Origin of the sequence: Hymenobacter citatus, from assembly GCF_014333615.1 — a bacterium.
GTDB lineage: Bacteria > Bacteroidota > Bacteroidia > Cytophagales > Hymenobacteraceae > Hymenobacter > Hymenobacter citatus.
Genome location: NZ_JACSCY010000015.1, coordinates 56,946 through 81,169 on the forward strand (window position 1 = coordinate 56,946; position 24,224 = coordinate 81,169).

The 24,224-nt window shown below is 60.1% G+C and carries 24 protein-coding genes and 1 pseudogene; 15 read left to right on the forward strand and 10 right to left on the reverse strand.

Annotated features, from left to right (window positions below; all coding sequences use genetic code 11):
- Positions 1 to 29: 29 nt before the first annotated feature.
- Positions 30 to 575: a YceI family protein gene (locus H8B15_RS16525; RefSeq protein WP_187320759.1), complete on the reverse strand. Its 546-nt coding sequence runs from the start codon at positions 573 to 575 to the stop codon at positions 30 to 32.
- A gap of 126 nt (positions 576 to 701) precedes the next feature.
- Here H8B15_RS16525 and H8B15_RS16530 point away from each other — a divergent pair, with 126 nt between their 5' ends.
- Together H8B15_RS16530 and H8B15_RS16535 are read left to right on the forward strand one after the other, a co-directional pair.
- Positions 702 to 1,151 carry a nucleoside deaminase gene (locus H8B15_RS16530; RefSeq protein ID WP_187320760.1) on the forward strand — a complete coding sequence of 150 codons (450 nt, stop codon included), beginning with the start codon at positions 702 to 704 and terminating at the stop codon, positions 1,149 to 1,151.
- A 127-nt stretch (positions 1,152 to 1,278) separates the two neighbouring features.
- Complete coding sequence (locus H8B15_RS16535; protein WP_187320761.1) at positions 1,279 to 1,887, forward strand: superoxide dismutase; 609 nt, start codon at positions 1,279 to 1,281, stop codon at positions 1,885 to 1,887.
- 318 nt (positions 1,888 to 2,205) lie between these two features.
- On the opposite strand, the gene H8B15_RS16540 is transcribed toward H8B15_RS16535, so the two are convergent.
- Entirely contained in the window at positions 2,206 to 2,529 is a 324-nt protein-coding gene (locus tag H8B15_RS16540) for a thioredoxin (RefSeq protein WP_187320762.1), read from the reverse strand.
- A 410-nt stretch (positions 2,530 to 2,939) separates the two neighbouring features.
- On the opposite strand from H8B15_RS16540, the gene H8B15_RS16545 reads away from it, so the two are divergent.
- Both H8B15_RS16545 and H8B15_RS16550 read left to right on the forward strand, forming a co-directional pair.
- Positions 2,940 to 4,547, forward strand: coding sequence for a sensor histidine kinase (locus H8B15_RS16545; protein ID WP_187320763.1), 1,608 nt, complete (start codon positions 2,940 to 2,942; stop codon positions 4,545 to 4,547).
- Positions 4,525 to 5,568 (forward strand): response regulator, encoded by a 1,044-nt coding sequence (locus tag H8B15_RS16550; protein ID WP_187320764.1) that lies wholly within the window; start codon positions 4,525 to 4,527, stop codon positions 5,566 to 5,568. The genes H8B15_RS16545 and H8B15_RS16550 overlap by 23 nt, the downstream gene beginning before the upstream one ends.
- 229 nt (positions 5,569 to 5,797) lie before the next feature.
- On the opposite strand, the pseudogene H8B15_RS16555 reads toward H8B15_RS16550, so the two are convergent.
- From H8B15_RS16555 to H8B15_RS16570, 4 genes and pseudogenes are all read right to left on the reverse strand, one after another.
- Positions 5,798 to 6,550, reverse strand: a pseudogene (locus tag H8B15_RS16555) (SDR family oxidoreductase).
- 92 nt (positions 6,551 to 6,642) lie between these two features.
- A complete protein-coding gene (locus H8B15_RS16560; protein WP_187320765.1) occupies positions 6,643 to 7,581 on the reverse strand; it encodes a helix-turn-helix domain-containing protein in 939 nt (312 codons plus the stop codon).
- Positions 7,582 to 7,672: 91 nt separating this feature from the next.
- Positions 7,673 to 8,062 (reverse strand): group III truncated hemoglobin, encoded by a 390-nt coding sequence (locus H8B15_RS16565; protein WP_187320766.1) that lies wholly within the window; start codon positions 8,060 to 8,062, stop codon positions 7,673 to 7,675.
- Positions 8,063 to 8,245: 183 nt separating this feature from the next.
- Positions 8,246 to 8,836 (reverse strand): group III truncated hemoglobin, encoded by a 591-nt coding sequence (locus tag H8B15_RS16570; protein WP_187320767.1) that lies wholly within the window; start codon positions 8,834 to 8,836, stop codon positions 8,246 to 8,248.
- Between the two features lie 128 nt (positions 8,837 to 8,964).
- On the opposite strand from H8B15_RS16570, the gene H8B15_RS16575 reads away from it, so the two are divergent.
- Positions 8,965 to 11,475 carry a heavy metal translocating P-type ATPase gene (locus H8B15_RS16575; protein WP_187320768.1) on the forward strand — a complete coding sequence of 837 codons (2,511 nt, stop codon included), beginning with the start codon at positions 8,965 to 8,967 and terminating at the stop codon, positions 11,473 to 11,475.
- Positions 11,472 to 11,615, forward strand: coding sequence for a cbb3-type cytochrome oxidase assembly protein CcoS (gene ccoS, locus H8B15_RS16580; RefSeq protein ID WP_187320769.1), 144 nt, complete (start codon positions 11,472 to 11,474; stop codon positions 11,613 to 11,615). The genes H8B15_RS16575 and ccoS overlap by 4 nt, the downstream gene beginning before the upstream one ends.
- Here the strand turns inward: ccoS and H8B15_RS16585 are convergent.
- The 3 genes from H8B15_RS16585 to H8B15_RS16595 all read right to left on the reverse strand — a co-directional run bounded on the left by H8B15_RS16585 (position 11,573) and on the right by H8B15_RS16595 (position 14,101).
- Complete coding sequence (locus H8B15_RS16585; protein WP_187320770.1) at positions 11,573 to 12,283, reverse strand: hypothetical protein; 711 nt, start codon at positions 12,281 to 12,283, stop codon at positions 11,573 to 11,575. The genes ccoS and H8B15_RS16585 overlap by 43 nt on opposite strands.
- 100 nt (positions 12,284 to 12,383) lie before the next feature.
- The gene (locus tag H8B15_RS16590; RefSeq protein WP_187320771.1) at positions 12,384 to 13,337 is read right to left on the reverse strand and encodes a redoxin domain-containing protein; all 954 of its coding nucleotides are present in this window, start codon (positions 13,335 to 13,337) and stop codon (positions 12,384 to 12,386) included.
- Positions 13,338 to 13,399: 62 nt separating this feature from the next.
- On the reverse strand, positions 13,400 to 14,101 hold the full coding sequence (locus H8B15_RS16595; RefSeq protein WP_187320772.1) for a transposase: 702 nt from the start codon (positions 14,099 to 14,101) through the stop codon (positions 13,400 to 13,402).
- 175 nt (positions 14,102 to 14,276) lie between these two features.
- Between H8B15_RS16595 and ccoN the strand changes: the two genes are divergently transcribed.
- The 6 genes from ccoN (at position 14,277) to H8B15_RS16625 (ending at position 20,359) form a co-directional block, all read left to right on the forward strand.
- The gene (gene ccoN / locus H8B15_RS16600) at positions 14,277 to 16,529 is read left to right on the forward strand and encodes a cytochrome-c oxidase, cbb3-type subunit I (RefSeq protein ID WP_187320773.1); all 2,253 of its coding nucleotides are present in this window, start codon (positions 14,277 to 14,279) and stop codon (positions 16,527 to 16,529) included.
- 138 nt (positions 16,530 to 16,667) lie between these two features.
- Positions 16,668 to 16,874: a hypothetical protein gene (locus tag H8B15_RS16605; RefSeq protein WP_187320774.1), complete on the forward strand. Its 207-nt coding sequence runs from the start codon at positions 16,668 to 16,670 to the stop codon at positions 16,872 to 16,874.
- A complete protein-coding gene (locus H8B15_RS16610) occupies positions 16,868 to 17,191 on the forward strand; it encodes a hypothetical protein (protein ID WP_187320775.1) in 324 nt (107 codons plus the stop codon). Before H8B15_RS16605 ends, H8B15_RS16610 begins: the two co-directional genes overlap by 7 nt.
- Positions 17,188 to 18,087, forward strand: a complete 900-nt coding sequence (locus H8B15_RS16615) for a cbb3-type cytochrome c oxidase N-terminal domain-containing protein (RefSeq protein ID WP_187320776.1) — start codon at positions 17,188 to 17,190, stop codon at positions 18,085 to 18,087. Before H8B15_RS16610 ends, H8B15_RS16615 begins: the two co-directional genes overlap by 4 nt.
- Positions 18,088 to 18,253: 166 nt before the next feature.
- The gene (gene ccoG, locus H8B15_RS16620) at positions 18,254 to 19,657 is read left to right on the forward strand and encodes a cytochrome c oxidase accessory protein CcoG (protein ID WP_187320777.1); all 1,404 of its coding nucleotides are present in this window, start codon (positions 18,254 to 18,256) and stop codon (positions 19,655 to 19,657) included.
- Positions 19,658 to 19,897: 240 nt separating this feature from the next.
- Positions 19,898 to 20,359: a FixH family protein gene (locus H8B15_RS16625; protein ID WP_187320778.1), complete on the forward strand. Its 462-nt coding sequence runs from the start codon at positions 19,898 to 19,900 to the stop codon at positions 20,357 to 20,359.
- Here the strand turns inward: H8B15_RS16625 and H8B15_RS16630 are convergent.
- Positions 20,356 to 21,213 (reverse strand): NAD(P)-dependent oxidoreductase, encoded by an 858-nt coding sequence (locus tag H8B15_RS16630; protein WP_187320779.1) that lies wholly within the window; start codon positions 21,211 to 21,213, stop codon positions 20,356 to 20,358. The two genes, H8B15_RS16625 and H8B15_RS16630, sit on opposite strands and share 4 nt — an antisense overlap.
- A gap of 138 nt (positions 21,214 to 21,351) precedes the next feature.
- Here H8B15_RS16630 and H8B15_RS16635 point away from each other — a divergent pair, with 138 nt between their 5' ends.
- The 3 genes from H8B15_RS16635 to hemF all read left to right on the forward strand — a co-directional run bounded on the left by H8B15_RS16635 (position 21,352) and on the right by hemF (position 24,147).
- Entirely contained in the window at positions 21,352 to 22,125 is a 774-nt protein-coding gene (locus H8B15_RS16635) for a sulfite exporter TauE/SafE family protein (RefSeq protein WP_246455567.1), read from the forward strand.
- Positions 22,126 to 22,230: 105 nt separating this feature from the next.
- A complete protein-coding gene (locus H8B15_RS16640; protein ID WP_187320780.1) occupies positions 22,231 to 23,118 on the forward strand; it encodes a universal stress protein in 888 nt (295 codons plus the stop codon).
- Between the two features lie 102 nt (positions 23,119 to 23,220).
- Positions 23,221 to 24,147, forward strand: a complete 927-nt coding sequence (gene hemF, locus H8B15_RS16645; RefSeq protein WP_187320781.1) for an oxygen-dependent coproporphyrinogen oxidase — start codon at positions 23,221 to 23,223, stop codon at positions 24,145 to 24,147.
- Positions 24,148 to 24,224 lie beyond the last annotated feature (77 nt).

Genomic DNA, 24,224 nt, shown 5'->3' on the forward strand with positions numbered 1-24,224 from the left:
TTTTGATGTGTGCATCAGAATGAGAGAAACTACGCAGCAGCTTCTACTTGCTTGGCGAACTGCACGCTGATAACCAGCTTGATATCTTCGCCTACCACAATGCTGCCGGCTTCGGTTACGCCGTCCCAGGTCAGGCCGAACTCTTTGCGGTTGATTTTGCCGGTTACATCAAAGCCGGCTTTCAGGTTGCCGTAGAAGTCGGTGGCGGTGCCGCCGTGCTCTACGTCCAGCGTTATGGGCTTGGTTACGTCTTTCACCGTGAGGTTGCCTTGCAGCTTATAAGTGTCATCACTGCCTTTTTTGAAGGACGTCGACTCGAACTTGATGCTCGGGTACTGCGCGGCGTTGAAGAAATCTTCGGCCTTCAGGTGCTGGTCGCGGGCCTCCTGGTTGGTGTCGATGCTGTTGACGTCGAGCGTGAAGTTGATTTTGGCATCCTCGAACGTGTCGCCCTCGGTTACCGCCGAACCTTCAAACTTCTTGAAGTTGCCGGTCACGGTAGAGATAACCAAGTGCTTTACTTTGAACTGCACTTCGGAGTGCATGGGGTCGAGGGTCCAGTTGGTGGTAGCCATAACGATGAAGATGAGAATGTGGAGTGCGATGTTGACGCAACAAATGTAGGTACATATTTTAATAAACCAATGTACCTACATATATTTTTTTCCTTTTGCTCTGCTTGTCGGTTTTATTTTTGACTTATGACGCTTTCCCTGCTCAACGACGACCACTACATGCGCGAGGCGCTCAAACAAGCCCGCTACGCGTTGGCCGAAGACGAAATCCCCATCGGGGCCGTGGTGGTTCTGGAGCGCCAGATCATTGCCCGCGCCTACAACCAAACCGAGAAGCTGCGCGACGTGACGGCCCACGCCGAAATGCTGGCTATTACGGCCGCTGCCAACCACGTGGGCAACAAGTATCTGGCCGATTGCACGCTCTACGTGACCGTAGAACCCTGTGTGATGTGCGCCGGCGCCACCGCTTGGGCGCAGGTGCGCCGCGTGGTCTACGGCGCCGATGAGCTCAAGGTAGGCTACCGCCGCCACGGCCACCTACTGCACCCCCGCGCCGAGGTAGTAAGCGGTGTGCTGGCCGAGGAAAGCAGCCAGCTGTTACGCGAATTCTTCGCTCGCAAGCGTAAATCTTAATCGCACTATATTTGGCCGCGTTAGTAGTGGCAGGGGGCTTTTTTTGTAACCCCCTACCCTATCTGGCGGTTATGCTAGTGGAAAGCCGCTCGGCCTTCCACATTTTTTCACACCCAATCCTACTCCTATGGCTTTTGAACTGCCCGCACTACCCTACGCCTACGACGCGCTGGAGCCTTCTTTCGATGCGCAGACGATGGAAATCCACCATACCAAGCACCACCAGGCCTACGTAACCAACCTGAACAATGCCATTGCCGGCACTGAGCTGGAAGGCAAGTCGTTGGAAGACCTGATGCAGAATATTGCTACGGCTCCTATTGCGGTGCGCAACAACGGCGGCGGCCACTGGAACCACTCGCTGTTCTGGACAATTTTGTCGCCCAACGGTGGCGGTGAGCCTACCGGCGCCGTGGCCGAGGCCATCAACAAGTCGTTTGGCAGTTACGAGAAATTCAAGGAAGAATTCAGCAAGGCCGCTGCTACCCGCTTCGGCTCGGGCTGGGCGTGGTTGTGCAAGCAGCCCGATGGCTCGCTGCAAATCTGCTCTACCCCCAACCAGGACAACCCCCTGATGCCCGACACCGGCTGCAACGGCACGCCCATCCTGGGCCTCGACGTGTGGGAGCACTCTTATTATCTGAAGTACCAGAACAAGCGCCCCGACTACATCGCCGCTTTCTTCAACCTCATCAACTGGGACGAGGTGAACAAGCGCTTCTCGGCCGCCGGCTAAGTAATAGCCAATCGGCTGTGTGGACAAAAGCTCCTTTGCACTACGCGAAGGAGCTTTTTTGTTAGGAGTTACGCATTAATATTCTTAGGACTTACGCACTCGCTCGGCTATGCCGAGTGAGGAGTATGCCCCAGCAGCTTTGCTGCGCGCGTTTGCATCCCGTTAGGCCGACATCGTGGAAGCGGCGCGGCCGGATTTGGGGCACAGCCCCTCAAGCGTAGGGCTCACTCGGCGCAGCCGAGCGAGTGCGTAAGCCTGTTTGTTTCCCTACCCTTCACTTGTCCATCTTGTATCTGCCTTACTCAACAGTAGGTAGGGCTAGTTTTGAGTCAGCTTATTCAATAACAGAGCTACCTCGTCTTCCGCATCGGGCAGGCCTTGCTGCCGCCATAACTCCACACCCTGCCGCACGAGCACGCACGCAGGCAACTGCTGGGCATGGAAGCTGTGCACCACCGCCGGGTGCGTGGCCTCATCAATCTTGAGTACCCGAATAGCCGGACTGAGCCGCCGCTGGAGGTAATCAAGCAGCACTTGCAGCCGGAGCTGCTGCGGCTGGCCAGCCAGGCACACCGGGAGCAGCACCAGCAGCACGGCGGTGTCGGTGGTATGTGGCGGCGGAGAGAGTTGAGAAACGGACATCACGGCAGGCTGCTAGATACTGCCGTAAAATTGCCGCACCCGCCTACCCTTTATCCTGAGGGCGGTCAGCCGGCTACCTGATATTTGTCATGCAGCTTCATCTGATTTATGCTGACCTTTGGCCTGCTGACTACTGCTTCTGATAGTATCAGGACTTACGCACCAAGCGTAGCGTGTGCCGACGTCTGCCGGTCCGACGCCGTAGGCGTCCGACCGGTTGCCGTTGCTGACCACCGCATCGCCTGCTGCTGTTGGCACCGTATGAACAGGCGCGTCTGCAACGTCCGCAGGCCGTTTGTGCAACGTCAGCACGCGGCAACCGGTCGGACGCCTACGGCGTCGGACCGGCAGACGCTCGGTGCACAAGTCCTGAATATATAACAGCCTACCCCATCCCGCTTTCCTACCGTATGCTCCCCCCTTCTTTCACCCCTGCTCTCACGGACATACTGTTCAACCAGGCCCGGGAGTTTGTGGGGGTGTATGATGTAGCGCTGGGCTGGTTTGTGCAGGTCAATCCGGCGGGCGTGCAGCTGCTGGGCTACCCTTCGCAGCAGACGTTGCTGGCTGCCCCGGCCCTACCCGCCCGGCCGCTGGCTACCATAGACTGGCCGCGCTTGCAGGAACTGGCCCGGCAACAAGGGCACCACGAGGCCGAAGCAGAAATCAACCGCTTACAGGGCGCGCCGTTTTGGGCACGCATCGAGCTAACGGCTTTCACCTCTGAGCAAAAGCCCTACCTGCTGGTTCGCCTCACGGAGCAAAGCCGCCTGCATCAAGCCGAGCGCGAGTTGGCCCAGAGTGTGCGCCGCTTCGAGGCAGTGGTGGCCAATGCTACCATCGGCATTATCATGTGTAATCGGGCGGGCGAGATTGTGTCGGCCAACCGTACGTCGCACCAGCTGTTTGGGTATCCGGAGGACGAACTGCTGGGCCAGCCCATTGAGGTGCTGGTGCCCCACGCCGTAGCCCACCGACACGAGCAGTTGCGCCACTCCTTCAACGCCCAGCCCTCGGTGCGGGCCATGGGTGCCCACCGCGGCGACCTGCTGGCTCGCCGCAAAGACGGCTCGGAGTTTCCTACCGAAATCAGCCTCAGCTATTTCTACCTCGACGAGGAGCTGTACGTGGTGTCGTACATCGTCGACATCACTTTTAAGAAAAACGCCGAGCAGGAGCTGATTGCCCAGCGCCAGTACGTGGAGCGCCTGAATGCCGAGCTGGAGCAAAAAGTAGCCGACCGCACCCACGCCCTCCTGAACACGCTGGAGCAGCTAGAGCAGCGCACCGACGAGCTGACCCGCGCCCTGGCCGCCGAGCAGGAGCTGGGCGAATTGAAGTCTCGCTTCGTGAGCATGGCCTCGCACGAGTTTCGCACCCCGCTCACGGCGGTGCTCACCTCGGCTACCCTCATCGAAAAATACCCCAACACCGACCAGCAGGACAAGCGCCTAAAGCACTTGCAACGCATCCGCGGCTCGGTGCGCCACCTCAATGATATCCTGGAAGAGTTTCTGTCGGTAGGCCGCATCGAGGAAGGGAAGATTGAGGCTAAGCCGGTGCGCCTGCTGCTGGACGCGCTGCTTGCCGAAACCATTCAGGACGTGCAGGGACTGTTGAAGGCCGGCCAAACTGTGCAAACGGAGCTGCATTGCGCCCACCCGATTTGGCTGGACACCTCGCTGCTCCGCAAGATTCTGGTCAATCTGCTTTCCAATGCCATCAAGTACTCGGGCGAAAACTCGGTGGTGACGGTGCGCGCCGCCTGCGCCCGGCAGCAGCTCACGCTCACAGTGCAGGACCAGGGGGTAGGGATTTCGCAGGACGACCAGGAGCATTTATTTGAGCGGTTTTTCCGTGCCCGCAATGTCACCAACCTGCCCGGCACGGGCCTGGGACTCTACATTGTGGCCAGCTACTTGCAGCTGCTGGGCGGCACCATTGCCCTGCACAGTGAGCTGCACGTGGGCACCACTGTCACGCTTACTATTCCCTATGAAGACCATTCTGCTGATTGAGGACAACGAGGCGCTACGCGAAAACACGGCCGAGATTCTGGAGCTGGCGGGCTATGCCGTCGTCACGGCCGAAAACGGCAAGGTAGGCGTAGAGCAGGCCCTGGCTACCAGGCCCGATCTGGTAATTTGTGACATTATGATGCCCGTGCTGGATGGCTACGGCGTGCTGCATATTTTCAACCAAAACCCGCAGCTGGCAGGCGTGCCGTTTATCTTCCTGACGGCCAAAACCGAGCGCACCGACCTGCGCCGCGGCATGGAGCTGGGCGCCGACGACTACCTCACCAAGCCCTTCGACGAAACCGAGCTGCTGAGCGCCATTACAAGCCGCCTGAACCGCTTTCAACATCTGAAATCCGACTATAATTTGCAGGCCGAGGGCCTTACCGAGTTCCTGAACGATGCCAAGACAGTAGGCAACCTGGAAAGCCTCTCCGCCGACCGGCGCGTGCACACCGTGCGCCGCAAGCAGGATATCTACGTGGAAGGCGACGAGCCCATTCGGCTGTACTTCCTGAAAGCGGGTAGGGTGAAAACGGTGAAGACCACCAGCGCCGGCAAGGAGCTGATTACCGGCCTTTACAACCCCGGCGAGTTTTTCGGCTACCTCTCCCTGCTCACCCAAACGCCCTACGACGACTCCGCCGTGGCCCTCGACGATGCCGAGCTGGTGTATATTCCGAAGCACGACTTTCTGCAACTGCTGACGCGCAACGCCGAGGTAGGACAGCAATTTATTCGCCTGCTGGCCGGGCGCGTGAGCGAGCGGGAACAGCAGCTGCTGGACATGGCCTACAACTCCATCCGCCGCCGTGTGGCCGATACGCTCTTGCGTCTGCACGAAGACAATCCCAACACGCTCATTCAACTCTCCCGCGACGACATGGCCGCCATGGTGGGCACCGCCACCGAGTCGCTGATTCGGACCCTGAGCGAGTTTCGCCAATCCGGCTACGTGGACCTGACGCCCCAAGGCATCCGGGTGGTGCAGCCGGAGAAGCTGCGGGCGGCCAATTGGTAATCAACGAAAAACCCTGACAGCAGCTTGAAGCCCTGCCAGGGTTTGTCGTTGGGTGCCGGTCCGATGCCGCAGGCGTCCGACCGGTATCGTTGCGGATACCCGCGCCGCGTGGGTAGGCGGGCTGCAAACGTCAGCACGAAGCTCGTGCAACCTCAGCAACGATACCGGTCGGACGCCTGCGGCGTCGGACCGGCACCCGACAGCGGAGGCGATTTACGTTACTAGCTGGTTATAAACTCACACCACCTGTCAGTTCGAGGCGCTGACCGTTGAGCCACTTCGCGTCTTCGGTGCACAGGAAAGCTACTACCCCGCCCACATCGTCGGGCAGGCCGGGGCGGCCGAGGGCAGTCATCTGGGTCACGTACGCCCGTATTTCCGGCGTATCGGTCATGGCTCCGCCGCCGAAAATGGCACCCGGCGCTACCACGTTTACGGCAATGCCTCGCGCGCCCAGCTCTACGGCCAGGTAGCGCGTGAGCACATCCACTGCGCCCTTCATAATGGCGTACGCCGACGCGCCGGGGTAGGAAATCCGCGTGGTGGCCGACGACATATTGATGATGCGCCCGCCATCCTGAAGCAGCGGTAATGCCTTCTGCGTGAGGAAGAACACGCCTTTGAGGTGGATATTCAGCATCTAATCAAACTGCACCTCCGTGGTATCGGCGAAGGGCGCTTGCAGGCTGGTGCCGGCGTTGTTGATGAGAAAATCGAAGCGCGTGGTGCCAAAAGTGGCCTGCAACGTCTCCGGCAGTTTCGCGAAGAAGGCGTTGAAGCTGCTAACGTCGGCGGTGTTGAGTTGCAGGGCCACGGCTTTGCGGCCGAGGGCTTCAATTTCGGCTACCACGGCGGCCGCATCGGCTTGCTGGCTGTGGTAGGTGAGCAGTACGTCGATGCCTTTTTGCGCCAGGCTCAGCGCAATGTTTTTGCCCAGGCCCCGGCTGCCACCGGTTACTAGAGCTATTTTGGAAGTTGTCATCTGATGGAGTTGACGTGTTGAATAGAACACGACAAAGGTCCGGCAGCCACCCCTACCCCACTTTGCGCAAGGCAATCCGTTTTATGTAGAAATCAAACCACTTCTGTACTCCGGAACGCGCCGGGCGCTACCAGCGTGTGGCGCTTAAAGAAATGAGAAAAGTGGGCGACGTCAGTAAAGCCCAGGCTATCGGCAATTTCCGCCATCGTCCAGTGCGTTTGCCGCAGCAGGGTCTGCGCCTCCTGCGCAATGCGCGTCCCGAGCAGGTCGGTGGTGGTGCGGCCGGTGGTTTCCTTCAGCACTTTGTTGAGGTGGTTGACGTGCACGGCCAGGTGGTCGGCGTAGTCTTTGGCCGTGCGCAGACGGAGTTGCTGTTGTGGTGTTTCGAGCGGAAACTGCCGTTCCAACAGCTCCGCAAACAACGAGGTGAGGCGGGCCGCCGCACTATGCACGGGGTGCAGCGCGGTGGCCGGTTGCAGCTTCTGCCCCAGATGAATCAGCTCCAGCACGTAGGTGCGCAACAGGTCATACTTATAGGCATAATCGGAGGCCATTTCCTCCTCCATCCGCCGAAAAGCCGACTCCACACGGGCCCCTACCTCCTCCGACAGCTGAAAAACGGGGTAGCCTTCTGCCTTGAAAAGCGGTAGCTCTTCGAGTACTACCCCACTTTTAGCCGGCAGCAGAAACTCCGGTGTGAACACGCAAAAATAGCCGCCTTGTCTTTCTTCTGGCAACCAGTAGTGCGGCGTTTGGGGGGCAGAGAAAAACAAGGTAGACTGCTCCAGATCGAAGCTTTTGTCGGGGTAGTCTACCCGACTGCGGCCAGTCAGCAGGCTGATCTTGTAGAAAGACCGGCAAGCATACGGCGCCGCGGGCTTCTCACGGGCGGGTTGCCACAGCTCATTCAGGTTAAACACGTTGAAGTGCCCTACCTCCTGCTGAATGCCGCTGGGCAGCAGCGCGTTCAAATCGGAGCCGGTGCAGGTAGTAAGCTCTTGGTAAAACTCGGTGAGCAGAGGAGAATGCATAGCTGGTTGCCTTTGTATAAATCAAAGGTACTGCTATTTAGATGCAGCTACGTTACTCTTTTACAACTCCTTATCCTGACTGCGCGCTGAGCTACAGAATCGACAGCGAATTGTATTGCCGAATACGGTACTCAAAGACAGTGGCAATACTCAGCGCCCGTTGCTTGGCTTCGTCGGCCTTGGGGCCAGCGAAATGCTCGTCTACCGTGGCGCGAAACAGCGTCAGCCACTGCTGAAAGTGCGTGGCATCTACGGGCAGCGGCAGGTGCTTGGGAAACGGCCGGCCGCGGTAGCGCCCAGTGCCCAGCAGCAGGCTGCTCCAGAAGTCGTACATGGTGGGCAGATGCGTGGCCCAGTTCACATGCGCCACGCCGTTGAAAATAGGCGCCAGCAGCTCATCCTGGTTTACTTTGTCGTAGAAGCTGTCGATGAGCAGCTTGATATCGGCTTCGGTGTGAATATCGGCTAGCGGAACGGGCATGGTGGATGGCGAGTAGAAAACGAATGTATGGGCCGCCCGCCGGTCCGACGCCGTAGGCGTCCGACCGGTTGCCGCCTGCTACCATCTGCGCCGCATGAACAAGCGTCTGCAACGTCAGCAACGATACCGGTCGGACACCTACGGCGTCGGACCGGCAGGCGTACATGGCCGGCAGGCCCTACTTCACAAAGTTCTCAAAAAACTCAGCAGCGTACGCGGTTGGCGCTTGTACTCAAACATCCGCGCAATTTCCTGGGCTTTGGCCTTGGCGGCTTCGGCAATGGGTCCGTTGAAATTATCTTCTACCGCCGCCAAAAAGAGCTGCCGCCAGCGCTGGAAATACTCGCCGGTGTTGGGCAGCACCAGGCCGCCGGGAAACGGCCAGCCGTCGGCGCCGCCAGTGTTCAGCAGCACCCGCTTCCAGAAGGCCTGCATGGTAAACAGCGGCTGCGGCCAGTGCACCTGCGCATCGGCCTGGAAGATGGGACCGAGTAGCTCGTCGAGCCCTACCTTTTCGTAGAAGGTTGTGATGAGCGTGGTGATGTCGGCTTCGGTGCGAATGTCGGGGAGGGTTTGCATAGCCATGGGGGTAGGAAAGAAGATGAATCCGTAGTGGCCGCCTGCCGGTCCGACGCCGCAGGCGTCCGACCGGTATCGTTGCTGACGCCCGCGCCACATGAGGCAGTAGAAGCAGGCGTCCGTACGCAGCTCGTTCAACATCCGCAACGATACCGGTCGGACGCCTGCGGCGTCGGACCGGCAGGCGTCAGCCACAAACCAAAGGTCAGCGAGCAAGTCAATTGCTCCCATGACCTTACTCATCTCCTACCCTGACGTTTGTCATCTGCAAAGCACAGCCGAAGCAGGACCTTTGGCTTTCTTCTGCCTGACTCGCTTTGCGCATGAATGCTGTTGCCCCCGAAGTCCCTACCCACGTTGCCTGCACCCACTGCGGCGACAAATGCCCCGACGAGCCTATCTTACTTGATAAGCAGCCATTTTGCTGTGCCGGCTGCCGGGCCGTGTACGAGCTGCTGCAAACCAACAACCTCTGCGCCTACTATGCCTTCGATGAGCGGCCCGGCCAGAAAGTAAAAACGCTAGAGTTGCCCGGCCGTTTCGACTACCTCGATTCGGAAGTTGTGCAGGCGCAGCTCCTCACGTTTCGGTCGGATACGCTGGCGCGGCTTACGCTCACGGTTCCGCAGATGCACTGCGCCTCGTGTATCTGGCTGCTAGAGAAGCTCTACCAGCTGAATCCAGGCATTAGAGAGTCGAGGGTGAATTTTCTGCGCAAGGAACTCAGCCTCAGCTACCATCCGGGACAAATTTCGCTAAAAGAAGTGGTGAAGCTGCTGACGGCCGTGGGCTACGAGCCGCAGATTACGCTGGCCGAGCTGGGAGCCCAGCCTCACCACCACAACCGGCGACTGTACTACCAACTTGGGCTGGCGGGCTTTTGCTTCGGCAATGTGATGCTGCTGGCCTTCCCCGATTACCTGAGCTTCACGGAGCAGTTGCAGGGCGAATTCGGGCGGTTTTTCGGCTACATCAGCTTGCTGCTGAGCTTGCCGGTGCTGTTGTATAGTGCACGGGGGTTCTTCCAATCGGCGTGGCAGGGCGTGCGGCAGCGCTACATCAACCTTGATTTTCCTATTAGCCTAGGTCTGAGCGCGTTGTTTCTGACCAGTGTATTCGACATTCTGACGCAGCGCGGCCCTGGCTACCTCGATTCGTTTACGGGACTGGTGTTCTTCATGCTGATCGGCAAATGGGTGCAACAACGCACCTACGACGCCCTGCGCTTCGACCGCGACTTCACCTCCTACTTCCCCGTGGCCGTGACGCTGCTCGCGCCCGAGGGCGAACGGTCGGTATCGGTGAAGGAACTCCGGGTAGGGCAGCGCATTCTGGTGCGCCACCAGGAGGTGATTCCCGCCGATGCCATGCTGATGCGCGGCACCGGGCAGATCGACTACTCCTTTGTATCGGGGGAGAGTGTGCCGGTGGCGAAGGTGGCGGGCGAGGTAGTGTATGCGGGCGGCCGCCAAGTGGGCAAGGCCGTGGAGCTGGAAGTGGTGCGCGAAGTGTCGCAGGGCTACCTCACCCAGCTCTGGAACAATCCCACCTTTCAGAAAAGCGAGCAGCAAACGCTGGAAACCTACGCCAATACGGTGGGCCGCTACTTCGTGGCCGCCACGCTGCTGCTGGCCGCCGGCGCCGTAGCCTATTGGTACCCCCGCGACCCGCAAATGGCGCTGCGAGCTTTCACGTCGGTGCTGGTCATTGCCTGCCCCTGCGCCCTGTCGCTGGCTACGCCGTTTGCCTTGGGAGCGGCGTTGCGCACGTTTGGGAGGCTGAAGTTCTACCTGAAAAACTCTGGGGTAGTCGAAACACTAGGCCGGGTCGATACCATCGTGTTTGATAAAACCGGTACGCTCACCGAGGTAAAGCGCTCGACGGTAGAGTACCTCGGCCGGCCGCTAACCACGGCCGAAACCGAGCTGGTAGCGGCTGTGGTGCGCCAGTCGACGCACCCGCTGAGTCAGCGCCTGGCGCGGGAGCTGGACCCCACCCCCAGCCCCTCCCCTCCGGGAGAGGGGTGCCAGACGACTGATTTGTCAGAACGCCCCCCTCTCCCGGAGGGGAGGGGACGGGGGTGGGGTCACACCGTTCACAGCTTCATCGAACTACCCGGTCAGGGTGTGAGCGGGATAGTAAACGGCGTGCAAGTGAAGGTAGGCTCGGCGGCATTTGCCGGCAACCAGCGCCGTGCACCGGAAGCGGCCGAAGAAGCTGACCAACTGCAATCCCGTGTGTACGTGACCCTGAACGGGGAACCGCTGGGCTGCTACGTGTTCCGCAACGTGTACCGCGACGACCTTCAACCCATCCTTGCCGACCTCGGCCAGCGCTACCACTTAGCCGTACTGTCCGGCGACAACAGCGCGGAGCACGACCGGCTGCGCGAGTTGTTCGGACCGAAGGCCGAGCTGCGCTTCCACCAGTCGCCCCAGGATAAGCTCGACTACGTAGCCGCCCTGCGCCGGCAGGGTAGGCGCGTGCTCATGGTGGGCGACGGCCTGAACGACGCCGGCGCTCTGCAACAAGCCGACGCCGGCATTGCCCTCACCGATACGCTCACGAACTTCTCCCCCGCCTGCGACGCCATTTTGGACGCCAGCAGCTTCGGCCGCTTCGCCACGTTTCTGCGCTTTTCGCAAGACTGCTTGCAGATCGTGCTGGCTACGTTCGTGCTGTCGTTTTGCTACAACGGCATTGGGCTGGGGCTGGCGGTGCAGGGCCGGTTCACGCCCATCGTGTCGGCTATTCTCATGCCCATCAGCTCCTTGAGCGTGATGGTTTTTTCTACCCTACTGGTGCGCTACGCCGCTTACAAACGTGGATTATGAACATCATTTTCATCTTAATCGGCATTAGCCTCACGGTGGCCCTCACGTTTCTGGGTGCCTTCCTGTGGGCCGTGCGCTCGGGGCAGTACGACGACGACTACACGCCCTCGGTGCGGGTGCTGTTTGAGGAAGAGGAGTAGGTGCCGGTCAGCTGCCGGATGGCAGCCAAGTGGGCTAACAGCACCAGCGGCACCACGCAGCTAGGTAGCCACACAAAGGGAAAATACAGCACGGCCACATTAGGCTGCTCAAAGCCAAAGCGCTGTACCGGCGACGGAACTGACAGCACCGCGCAGAACACCACATTCAGCAGCAGCACCAGACACAGTACGTTCCAGCACAACAACGTCTTACGCCCCAACTTGTGCCGCTTGAAAACCGCATAATAAAGAACTGGCGCGCTCAGGCCCGAGAAAATATCCCAGTTGTACCCCTCTAAAGTTATCAGCTGCGGTACTGCTTTATAGAGAAACAAGCCCAACAGCACCAGCTCAACCGGAACACGGACGACGTGCAATAGCGTGAGCGTATCCAGGCGTAGGTGGTCGAGGTAGGCGCGGCCGCGGGTGGTGAGCAGTAGCGCGACAATGCCAGCCAGAGCCGGCGCTACTGCCAGCAGCAGCCGGGGCGGCAGCGCCTGGGGCGCATCGTAAAATCCAGTAGCACTTATTCCGCCCTGCACCAGCAGCCACGCCAGCAGCAGGTAGAGCGTAGGCCGGGAGCAATGGGCGGCCCGATAAAACAGCCCCACGGTGAAAGCCGTGGTCAGGGCGAAGGCCAGGCCGAGGGCGGCGGGCACGTTTTCCATAGCAGGATAGCAAGCGAAATACCCCACAAAGAAAACAATCCGACCATGCTGCGCAACTTACTAAACGACAATAGTTTACTAAACGGCGATGCATTATTTCTTACGGCACATTATCGATAGCCTTCTGGAGAAAGTACGCCATATTCGGGTGGTACTGTGCGTGAAACACTACTTTGCCTTCCCGGTCTAGTACCAGATTGGTAGGGTAGGATTTGATACCGTATCCCTGCGCCACGTAGCGCCCGGCTGGAATTAAAGCATAGTCGTAAGGGTACTGCCGCACGAAGTCCTGGATGTCAGCACGCTCGTCTAGCGCAACGGCCAAGAACACAACATCCTCACGGTCAGCATACTGCTTCACTAGCGTATTGAGCTCGGGAATCTCCATCCGACAGGGGCCGCAACGGATAAACCAGAAGTTCAACACCACGATTTTCCCCTTTAGCTCCTTGCTATCAAACTTATGCCCGTTCACATCGCGCAGCTTGAAGGGCGCTATGGTATGGCCGGTCGTGAAGAAAGGGCTTTCCTGCGGAGCCGGTAGTTGCGACAGGTACTGCTCGCGCTCGGCGGGCGTGCGCTGCACTACCACAAACACCGGGCTGGCGGGCGAAAAATCGGGCGCTGCTTTGAGTGTGTAGTCGCCCGTTCCTACCATCTGGCGCCACACCACATACGGTAGCAACGAACCACTGGCGCTCTTCACCACCGACTGCTCGTTGATCTGAATCCGGTTTTGCACGGGCGGGGGTTGCGGAGCCGTTTGCGCATATGCATTGCTGATTGCCACGCTTGCCACAAAGCCCGCGGCATAGAAGAACTGTTTCATAATGATAATCAGAAAGTAATAGGTAGGGCTGAAGCTAGTCAGATAAAAGATAACTGGGGCAACTTGGGCTGTACTTTTCTGGCAGTGGCCTAAGCACGACGACGACATACCCGCCGGGCAGGTGCTGTTTGAGGAGTCGCCTGCCGGTCCGACGCCGCAGGCGTCCGACCGGTATCGTAGCTGATGTCCGCGCCGCATGAGGTAGGTGGGGGCAGGCGTCAGCACGAAGCTTGGGCAGGCGTCAGCAACGATACCGGTCGGACGCCTGCGGCGTCGGACCGGGGCGGCTACAGCCATCCGGCCACTCGATCCGGATCAATCATTTGCTCTGCTTCGCGGCGGAAAACAGCGTACTCAGCGGGTACGTCCAATAACTCATAAGCCAACTGCTGATTACACAAAGACCCATTTCGCAATCCGGCATATTCCGGGTAAGATGAGTATACCCAGCCCTCCAGACGGTTTGCTAAGCCGGCGCGCACCGGGTTTTGATGAATGTAATGGAAGCACGTGCGGGGGTACTGCCCGTACTGATCGAATAGCCGACGAGCCTTGGTTTTCGCTTGGAATAGGGCGCCCGTACGGCCTGTTTCTTTGTTGAATCCTTGCGTGTAGGTACTCAGCGCCAAGGCCAAGCCTTGTACCAATGGCTGCTTGGTACTGCTGCTGGTGTCTTGGTCCCGGCAACCTGCCGCAGTGGTATACAGCAGTAGGTGAAAGTGGTTAGGCATCAGACAGTAGGCTACTATCTCGGCGTGAGGTCGCACGTACTGCCGTATTTTTCTGAGGAAGTGCACATAGTGCCCCGGCGTGAAAAACACCTGTTGCTGATTATTACCCCGATTATATACGTGGTAAAGTTGTTCGGCTTCGTAGCGCATGCCGCCAAAATAGTTTTTCTCCAAGAAATCCACTTGCCGGTCCGACGCCGCAGGCGTCCGACCGGTATCGTTGCGGATGCCCGCGCCGCGTGGGTAGGCGGGCTGCAAACGTCAGCACGAGGCTTGTGCAACATCAGCTACGATACCGGTCGGACGCCTACGGCGTCGGACCGGGGGGCGACCCGGCCTAACATCAATCACCTCCCTACCTGATTTTCGTCATCCCTTCCGGCCCGGCCAGGCAGGACCTTTGGAGCAGTAAATCACCTACTACTCCACGGTTATGGAAGTCGAACAACAACCGCGTACAACAGCCCCGGCCGCGCCGCCCCAGGTGGTGCCGGGCTTTGTAAAGGCGGTCGACACGTTTTTTTACGACAACCGGATTGTCCGGGATTTTGGCCTGGCTACCGTGTTTTGGGGCGTGGCCGGCATGCTCATTGGCGTTATCATCGCCTTTCAGCTGGCCCGGCCCGAGGTGAACATGGGCACGCCCTATACCACCTTCGGGCGGGTGCGGCCGCTGCACACCAACGCCGTGATTTTCGCCTTCGTCGGCAACGGCATTTTTATGGGCGTGTACTACTCCTTGCAGCGCCTGTGCAAGACCCGGATGTACTCCGACGCGCTCAGCAAAGTACACTTCTGGGGTTGGCAGCTGATTATTCTGTGCGCCCTCATCACCCTACCCATGGGCTTCACCACCAGCAAGGAGTACGCCGAGCTGGAGTGGCCCATCGACATCCTGATTACGGTGGTGTGGGTGGTGTTTGGCTGGAATATGTTTGGCACCATTGCCCGGCGGCGCGAGCGGCACTTGTACGTAGCCATCTGGTTTTACATTGCCACGCTGCTCACGGTAGCGGTGCTGCACATCGTCAACTCGATGGAGGTGCCGGTGAGCTTCCTGAAAAGCTACTCCGCCTACGCCGGGGTGCAGGATGCGCTGGTGCAGTGGTGGTACGGCCACAACGCGGTGGCCTTCTTCCTGACCACGCCCTACCTGGGCCTGATGTACTACTTCCTACCCAAGGCCGCCAACCGGCCGGTGTATAGCTACCGCCTGAGTATCATTCACTTCTGGTCCTTAATTTTCATCTACATCTGGGCAGGGCCGCACCACTTGCTCTACACCGCCCTACCCGACTGGGCGCAAAGCCTGGGCGTGGTGTTCAGCATTATGCTGATTGCCCCCAGCTGGGGCGGCATGATTAACGGCCTGCTGACCCTGCGCGGCGCCTGGGACAAGGTGCGCGAGGAGCCAGTGCTCAAGTTCATGGTGGTGGCCATCACGGCCTACGGCATGGCTACGTTTGAGGGGCCGATGCTGTCGCTGAAAAACGTGAATGCCATTGCCCACTTCACCGACTGGATTGTGGCGCACGTGCACGTGGGCGCCCTCGGCTGGAACGGCTTCCTGACCTTCGCGGTGCTCTACTGGCTGTGGCCGCGGCTCTATAAGACTGAATTGTACTCGAAGAAGCTCGCCAATACGCACTTCTGGCTGGGCACGCTGGGCATCCTGTTCTACGCCCTACCCATGTACTGGGCCGGGTTCACGCAGGGGCTGATGTGGAAGCAGTTCAACAACGAAGGGCTGCTGCAATATCCCAACTTCCTGGAGACGGTGCTGCAAATCGTGCCCATGTACTACCTGCGCGGCATCGGCGGGGTGCTCTACCTCAGCGGCGTGTTTCTGATGGTCTTCAACCTGGTGAAAACCGCCAAATCGGGCCAGTTGCTACCCAACGAGAAAGCTCAAGCCGCGCCCCTTACCCCGCTCTACCTCACCAACAACGTGGCCGACCAGCACACCGACGGCTACTGGCACCGCTGGATTGAGCGCCGGCCCGCGCAAATGGCCATCTGGGCCACGGTGGCCATTGCCATCGGCGGCGCTATCGAGATGATTCCGACCTTTTTGGTGAAGTCGAACGTGCCCACCATTGCCTCGGTGAAACCCTATACCTCGCTGGAGCTGGAAGGCCGCGACATCTACATCCGCGAGGGCTGCTCCAACTGTCACTCCCAGATGGTGCGGCCGTTCCGCTCCGAAACCGAGCGCTACGGCGAGTACAGCAAGGCCGGCGAGTTTGTGTACGACCGACCCTTCCTGTGGGGCAGCAAGCGTACCGGTCCCGACCTGCACCGCGTGGGCCAGAAGTACCCGCACTCCTGGCACTACAACCATATGCTGGACCCCACCAGCATGTCGCCGGGCTCCATTATGCCGCCCTACCCGTGGCTGTTCGAGGATGATATCGACTACTCGCACACCGCCGATAAAATCCGGGTGCTGCGCGACCAGTTCAACACGCCCTACCCCGCCAACTTCGACCAGGTGGCCGTGGCCGAAGCCCGCCAGCAGGCCGCCGGCATTGCCCGCGAATTGAAGAAGGAGGAAATCGAAGTGCTACCCGACAAGGAAATCGTGGCCCTGATTGCCTACCTCCAGCGCCTGGGCACCGACATCAAGGTGAACCCGCAGCAGGCCGCCGCTTCGGCGCAGTCCAACGCGGCTGAGATATCGCACTAAGGTAGTCTGTCATTTCGACCAGCGGGAGAAACCTCGCTCGTGCGTAATTCCTATCAATTGAGATTACCGCTGCACGCGAGATTTCTCCCGCTGGTCGAAATGACGACCTATCAAATACCGCTCAAACCGCTCAACCTTATGGATAAGAACGTTTTGCGCTCCATTGCGAGCGTGGAAATCTACCCGATTATCTCCTTCGTCATCTTCTTTCTCTTCTTTCTGGGGCTGCTGGCCTACGTGTTCGTCGTGAACCGCCAGCACGTGCATGCAATGAAAAACCTGCCGCTGCTGGGCGGCGAGGATGAAACCTCTTCAACCACTTTTACTCCCAACCTGCCATGTTAACGAAGCGCACTTTCCTCTTGATTTTCACGGGCTTACTCACTGGCTATGCTGCCACGGCCCAATCTGCTACACCTGCCACCGCCGGACCTCAACCCACCGACGTGCTGAGCTGGCTGGCTTGGGGCCTGGCCGCCGTGGTGCTGCTGTTTGGAATGATGACTGCTAGCTCGCTGGCCTCGGCCGTGGCCTATTCGGTGCAGGAGAAGGATACACCGGAAGAAGCCACTCGGGTAGTTTCTGAGGCTACTCCGGCTGCTCCTACAGTGTCGGTAGCGCCCACCCCTACCCTTCCCGCCGAGCAGAAAGTTGCCGCATGAGCCTACCGCGAAGAACTCTATACGGTACTGGCGCCGGTGTACTAGCCCTGCTAGGCAGTTACCCGACGCTGGCCCAAACGGTGGAGGCACCAGCTACGGCAGCCGCTGCCGGCGCTTCGGATAGTAAAATGATGCTGTTCTGGTTTTTGCTGAGTACGCTGGCACTGGTGGTGCTACTGACCCTGCTGCTGTTCACGGCGCTGGTCGTGAAGCTGCGGCCCCAACTGCGCCGGGTATACGATATGCCTACCGTGCGCCACAGCTGGAGCGGCAAGGTGCTGGGCCTGCTTGTGGGCGACCCGGTACTGGTAACCGGCACCGTGCGCGACGAAGTCATTGCCAACCACGACTACGACGGCATCCACGAGTTCGACAACGACTTGCCGCCGTGGTGGAAATACGGCTTCGTGGTCAGCATCATTTTCGCCGTGGTATACTTCACCTACTTCCACGTAGCCCAGGCCGGCCAGCTCAGCCACGCCGAGTACGAAACGGAGATGCAGCAGGCGGCCCTACTCGTATCGGCCGGCTCCGACGACCCCAACCAACTCACGACCTACCAGGCCCTACTCGCGCCCGCCGACCTGGGCGAGGGCAAAACCATCTTCACCCAAAACTGCGCCCCCTGCCACGGCGCCAACGGCGAAGGCAAGGTAGGCCCCAACCTGACGGACGAGTACTGGCTGCACGGCGGCGAAATCAACCACGTGTACCGCACCATCAAATTTGGGGTGCAGGGCAAGGGCATGGTGGCCTGGAAGGGCAAGCTCTCGGCCAAGCAATTGTTGCAAGTGTCGTCCTACGTGGTATCGCTGCAAGGCACCAATCCACCCAACGCCAAGGAGCCACAGGGTGAAATCGACCCTACGGCGAAGAAGCTGGCGCCGAAGAAGTAGCGGCCGCCTGCCGGTCCGACGCCGGAGGCGTCCGACCAGTATCGTAGAACGAGCCGCGTGCTGACGCCTGCTACTACCTACCCCACACGGCGCGTGCATCAGCAACGATACCGGTCGGACGCCTCCGGCGTCGGACCGGTAGGCGCACGTCGGCCCACAAAACCCTATGAAAACACCCACCTCAACCGAAAGCTTCCGCGACTCCATCGCCACGGTGGATGCCGAGGGCAAGCGCATCTGGCTCTACCCCAAGCAGCCGAAGGGCGCCCTCTACCGCGCCCGCACCTGGCTTAGCTACGGCCTGCTGGCCCTGCTGTTTGCCGGGCCGTGGCTGCGCATCCATGGCCTGCCGGTGCTGCTGCTGAACCTGCCGGCCCGGAAGTTCATCATCTTCGGACAAATATTCTGGCCGCAGGATTTCTTTATTCTGCTGCTGGCCATGATGACGTTCGTGGTGTTCGTGATTCTGTTCACGGTGGTGTATGGGCGGGTGTTTTGCGGCTGGGTGTGCCCCCAGACCATCTTCATGGAAATGGTGTTTCGCCGCATTGAATACTTCTTTGAAGGCGACGCGCCCCAGCAAAAGGCCCTCGACAAAGCCGAGTGGGATTGGAACAAAACCTGGCGCAAAACCGGCAAGCACGCCGTGTTTCTGCTGCTTTCCTTCCTGATTGCCAACACGTTTTTGGCCTACATCATTGGCAGCGAGGAGTTGGTGAAAATCATCACCGATCCGCCTGCTGAGCACCTGGGCGGCCTCACCTCCATGGTGCTGTTCACGGGTGTTTTCTACGCCGTATTTGCCCGGTTCCGGGAGCAGGTGTGTACCATTGCCTGCCCCTACGGCCGCTTGCAGGGCGTGATGCTCGACAAAGACAGCCTGGTGGTGGCCTACGACTACCAGCGCGGCGAGCCCCGCGAGAAGATGCGCAAAAACAACGTGCGCACCGCCGGCGACTGCATCGACTGCCACCAGTGCGTGCAGGTGTGCCCCACCGGCATCGACATCCGCAACGGTGCCCAGCAGCTGGAATGCACCAACTGCACCGCCTGCATCGACGCCTGCAACAACATCATGGCGATGGTGAACCTGCCGCCCAACCTCATCCGGCACGCCTCGGAAAACAACATTGCCACCGGCACCCGGTTCCGGGTTACGGGCCGCATCAAAGCGCTGTCGGCGGTGCTCACGGTGCTGCTGGTAGTGATGACGGGCCTGCTGGTGTCTAGGGCCAACGTGGCGGCTACGGTGCTGCGCACGCCGGGCCAGCTGTTTCAGAAAACCGACCGCGGCACCATCACCAACCTCTACAACATCTCGGTCATCAACAAAACCAACCAGCCCTACCCCATCGAACTGCGGCTGCTGGAGCCGGCCCACGGCCAGATTTCATTGGTCGGCACCGATGGCCTGACGCTACCGGCCCAGGGCATCGCGGAGGGCGTGTTTTTTGCCGAGCTGCCCGCGGGCGAGCTGCACACCACCAGCTCCAAGATTCGCATTGGAGTGTTCAGCGGCGGCAAGCTGATAGCGGAAGAGCAAACCAAGTTTCTGGCCCCACCCCGGTAGGGCCGCCTGCCGGTCCGACGCCGCAGGCGTCCGACCGGTATCGTTGCTGCCGTTGCACGAGCCGAGTCCGCGCCACCTGCCGGGCCCACGCCGTAGGCGTCCGACCGGTTGCCGTAAGCTGACGCCCGCGCCGGGTGGTTTGGCACCGGCAACGGCAGCAACGATACCGGTCGGACGCCTACGGCGTCGGACCGGCAGGCGGCGCGAACGGCTACATGGCCCTATCCCCAATTCATCTCCATGACTACCACTCCAACCCGCACCCTTTGGCCCTACGCCATCATTACCGCATTTCTGCTGTTCGGCGGCTATATTGGCTACATGGTGAGCCAGACGATGCGCACCAACGTGGACCTGGTGAGCCCTACCTACTACCAGCAGGAGCTGGCCTACCAACAGCGCATCGAATCGGTGGCGCGCACCGCCGCCCTACCCAGCGCCGTGGCCATAGAGTACCAAGCGGCGGAGCAGCAACTGCGGGTGCAGCTGCCTACTACCCTCAGCGGGCAACTGCTGGAAGGCAGCATCCATTTCTTCCGCCCTTCCAATTTACAGCTCGATTTTACCCTTCCCCTACAACCTGATTCAGACTTGATCCAACGCATTAGCACCCAGAAAACGGATAGTGGCTTCTGGCGCGTCCGCGTGGATTTTACGGCTGATGGACAGTCGTATTTCGTGGAGCAGGATTTAACAATTTAGCCTTGCAGGTGCTTCATGATGGCAATTACGTCTTCTTCGCCCAGGGCAGGCTCGGCCTGCTGGAAGGTGTCGTGGACTACCTCGCCTAGGGGCGTGTTCAGGCCTTCGGCTTTCGCCAGGCGAAGGTCTTTGGCCAGGTGCTTCAGGGCAAAGGCAGCCTGATAGTTTTCAGCCATTATCGCTTCGCCTTTGATCTTGGAGAAAACGTTGCCCATGGCGCCGTTGGCAATAATTGTCTGCATATCCTCCAGCTTCAGGCCGTGCTGCTGAGCAAACAGGAAGGTTTCGGCCAAGCCCTGCGTGTAGAAGCCCAACAGCGTGTTGATGGCGAGCTTGGCGCGGTTGCCGCTGCCGGTAGGCCCGAGGTGAAGCGCCAGCTTGCCCAGGTGCTCAAACAACGGCTGCGCCTGTTGGAATGCCTGTTCGTCGCCCCCTACCATAATCACCAGTTGGCCGGTTTCCGCCTGTTTCACGCTGCCGGAAACCGGTGCATCGAGGTAGGTGTGGCCTTTCTGTTGGCTGAGGTTGGCCATTTCTTCGCTGATACCGGGCGACACGGTGCTCATGTTGATGAGTAGCTTACCGCTCGCTTGGGCCTGCAGCAGTCCGTCAGGGCCAGCGAACAGGTCGCGCACGGCCTGGTCGTCCGACACCATCAGGAACACCACGTCGGCCTGCTGCACCACGGCAGCTGGCGAATCGGCGGTGGTGGCCCCGGCGGCGCGCAAGGCCTCTTCTTTGTCTTTGCTGCGGTTATATACGACTACCGGGTAGCCGGCCTCCAGCAGTCGGCCCGACATGGGGTTGCCCATATTGCCGAGGCCAATCCAGCCGAGTTGGGGTTGTGCGTTCATAGGTAGTGGTTGAGTGATGTAGAGTGGGACGCGGTATCTATACCACAAAGGGAGGAATTGGTTCGTTTTGCAAGCGAGCATCATCCAAGCAAACATCACCCCGCCACCTGATTTTTGTCATGCCGACGGCAGCGGTTTATGACCTACTTGCCTCCCAATTCGAACACGCGCTTTCCGCCGATGCTCTGGGCAGGTTTCATCTTTGGTCTTCTGGGTAGCTTCCACTGCGTGGGCATGTGCGGCGCCATTGCGCTGGCCCTACCCAGCCGGCTGGATGCAGCCGATGCTCACTGGCGCTACGTGGGTGGGCGGCTGCTCTATCATCTTGGCCGCGTTACCACCTACACGCTGCTGGGCGTGGCGGTGGGCGCGGTGGGGCAGTCGTTGCGGCTGGCGGGGTGGCAGCAGGGCCTTTCCATTGCATCGGGCCTGCTGATTCTGCTGCTGGTGGCAGTGCCCGAGCGCTACACTAGTCGCCTGGCTGCCGCTTTCTACCTCGACCGCCCACTGGCCTACCTGAAGCAAACGCTGGCGCACTTCTTCCACCGGCAGGAGCTGTCGGCGCTGTACGTTACCGGCCTGCTGAACGGCTTGCTGCCCTGCGGCCTGGTGTATCTGGCGCTGGCTGGCACGCTGAGCACGCCGGGGGTAGGCAGCGCGGCCGCTTACATGCTGCTATTTGGGTTGGGCACGCTGCCCCTGATGTTGGGCCTGTCGCTCACGGGGCGACTGGTACCGCTGGGGTGGCGCACCCACATGCGGCAGGCCGTGCCCTACGTGGCCACGGTGCTGGCCGTGCTGTTCATCCTGCGCGGGCTGGGGCTGGGTGTTCCCTACCTCAGTCCGCAGCTGGTGCACACTGCTCCCGCCGCGCATGCCGCTCAGCCCAGTACCATGCACTACTGTCATTAAATAGACCTAGCTGTGCGCTATCAACTGATAGCCCATCAGTTACTGATACAAACCTCAGCAGGCTATCAGCCAACAGCCAATAGCTAGCAGCTAATTAAAGAACCTATGAAAACCATCCTCGTCCCTCTTGACCTCACCGCGGCTTCGGAGCACGCAGTAGTATATGCCAATAAGCTGGCCGTGCGCTGGCCGGCCGAAATCGTGCTGCTCTACTGCCACCACGGTCCTACCCCCACCGCCGCGGAAATGCAGACGCTGGAGCAACGGCTGCGCACGCTGGCCGAGCGCCTGCGCTACCAGCAGCTCACGCGGCAGGATGGGCGCCGTATCCGCTACCACTACCGGGTGGTGTCAGGCTGCCTGCACGACCACGCCCAACCCGAAGCAACCCGGTGCGCGGCCGATTTGCTGGTGATGAGCCTGGAGCACATCGACTGCGGCCGACCCGATGTGGCCGGCAACCACGCCGCTGCTATTATCAACCTAGTAGCGTGCCCCGTGCTGGTGGTGCCGCCTGGCCGCCTACCCTTGCCAAGCAGCGCCGTTTTCTCGGCTGATTTCGACAAGCTGGATACCCACCTCCTACCCCGCTTGTCGGCGCTGGCGAAGGCGTTTCCGGCGCCGTTGCAGCTGGTGCAGTTCTACTCACCCCACCACCGTCCCGACCGGATGCGCCTGAAGCGCGCCCTGGAAAAAGCCCGCCCCCAGCTCACCTGGCCCGCCATTACTACGCACCTGCTCGAAGACGACGACCAGCTGGAAGGCACCAGCGAGTTTTGCGCCCGCACCCAGACCCAGTTGCTTGTGGTGGCACCCACCAGCAGCGCCTTGCTCCGCCGCCTATTTGATGCCTGCTATACCACTACCCGCGCTTACCATACGCAGATTCCGGTATTGGTGCTGCGCCAGCCCCAGCCTACCATGGTGTGCTGCGAGCGGTGCGCCCGACACGAAGCCCAGGGAGCCGCTCAGCGGACCGAAGCTATCCACTAACCCACTGTGTGTCCCTACCCCTGACAGGGCTTTGAGCCCTTGTCAGGGGTAGTCGCAGGCTGCTCAAAACGAACTCTTCACCTTACTCATAACGCCCTCGTTATGCATACCGTCCTCACTGCTACCGATTCCTCTACCCGCGCTGCCGCCGAAATATGGATGCGGGACTTTCAGCAGCGCCTATGCCGTCAACTCGAAACCACCGACGGTGGCACTACCTTCCGCACCGACGCCTGGGAGCACGAGGGTGGCGGCGGCGGCCTGTCGAATGTCATTCAGCACGGGGCAATACTGGAGAAAGGTGGGGTGAACTTTTCGGCGGTGTGGGGCGAGATGAGCGAACCGGCCGCCCGCAACCTGTTCATGCCCAACCCCGAGTACTTTGCCACGGGTGTATCGGTGGTGCTGCACCCGCGCAGCCCGCGCGTGCCCATTGCCCACATGAACGTGCGCTACTTTGAGGCCGGCAATGGAGAGGCCTGGTTTGGCGGCGGCATTGATCTGACACCCATTTATGTAGTGGAGGAGCAAGCGCGCTGGTTTCACCAACAGCTCCAGGCCGTGTGCCAGCGCCACAACCCAACCTACTACCCCCGCTTCAAGCAGTGGGCCGATGACTATTTCTACCTGCCTCACCGCCAGGAAACCCGCGGCGTAGGCGGCATCTTCTTCGACCGCCTCACGGTAGGAAAAGACGGCTCGTTCGAGGACCTATTTGCCTTCGTGCAGGACGTAGGCGACGCTTTTGGTCCCATCTATACCGAGCTAATGCGCCAGAACCGCACCCTACCCTACAATGCCCCCGAAAAGCAGTGGCAACTCATCCGCCGCGGCCGCTACGCCGAGTTCAACCTCGCCATCGACCGGGGCACCAAGTTCGGCCTCGAAACCGGCGGCCGCACCGAGAGCATCCTCATGAGCTTACCCCCAGAGTGCGAGTGGCACTACAACCAAGTGCCCGCACCAGGCTCGCCGGAAGCCGCTACCCTGGCGTGGCTGCGTAAGGGGGTAGAGTGGGTGAGATGGTGAGTAGTGAGTAGTGAGTAGTGAGTAGAAAATACGGGTGTCATCCTGAGCAGCGCGAAGGACCTTATCACGTAAGAGCG